Source organism: Pantoea sp. MQR6, assembly GCF_022761075.1.
GTDB lineage: Bacteria > Pseudomonadota > Gammaproteobacteria > Enterobacterales > Enterobacteriaceae > Pantoea > Pantoea phytostimulans.
This window is the reverse complement of sequence record NZ_JAKYXB010000017.1, coordinates 1-959: the sequence shown is the minus strand read 5'-3', so window position 1 is coordinate 959 and position 959 is coordinate 1. Positions and strand designations below refer to the sequence as shown.

The window sequence follows — 959 nt, the reverse complement described above, 5'->3', positions numbered from 1 at the left end:
CATCACTGCGAAGGCACCAAAGTCATTGACCTCAAGGGCCACACCGCCGTGCCCGGCCTCAACGATTCTCACCTTCACCTGATCCGCGGCGGCCTGAACTACAACCTGGAGCTGCGCTGGGAGGGCGTGCCGTCGGTATTTGACGCGCTGCGCATGCTGAAAGAGCAGGCGCTGCGCACGCCGTCACCGCAGTGGGTGCGCGTGGTGGGCGGCTGGACCGAGTTTCAGTTCGCCGAGCGCCGCATGCCGACGCTGGATGAGATCAACGAAGCCGCGCCGGACACGCCGGTGTTCGTGCTGCACCTTTACGACCGCGCCCTGCTCAACCGCGCCGCCCTGAAAGTGGTCGGCTACACCCGGGACACGCCAAACCCGCCGGGCGGCGAAATTCAGCGCGACGGCAACGGCAACCCCACCGGCATGCTGATCGCCCGTCCGAACGCCATGATCCTCTATTCAACCCTGGCAAAGGGCCCGAAACTGCCGCTGGAGCAGCAGGTCAACTCGACGCGCCAGTTTATGCGCGAGCTGAACCGCCTCGGCCTGACCAGCGCCATCGACGCCGGCGGCGGCTTCCAGAACTACCCCGAAGACTATGAGGTGATCGCCGAGCTGCACGGGAAAAAGCAGATGACGCTGCGCATCGCCTATAACCTGTTTACCCAGTGCCCGGGGCACGAGCTGGAGGACTTCGAAAAGTGGACCGACATGCTGACGCCGGGCCAGGGCAGCGACTACTTCCGCCACAACGGGGCGGGCGAAATGCTGGTGTTCTCGGCCGCAGACTTTGAGGACTTCCTCGAGCCGCGCCCGGACCTGGCGCCGGGCATGGAGGACGAGCTGGAGCGCGTGGTGCGTCATCTGGTCGAGCACCGCTGGCCGTTCCGCCTGCACGCCACCTACGACGAGTCGATCAGCCGCATGCTGGACGTGTTTGAAAAGGTCAACCGCGACATCCC

At 65.2% G+C, this 959-nt stretch carries 1 protein-coding gene; it reads left to right on the top strand.

The window, feature by feature from the left end; translation table 11 throughout:
• On the top strand, window positions 1-959 hold a 959-nt coding region (locus MUG06_RS22735; protein ID WP_243080128.1), incomplete at both ends, for an amidohydrolase.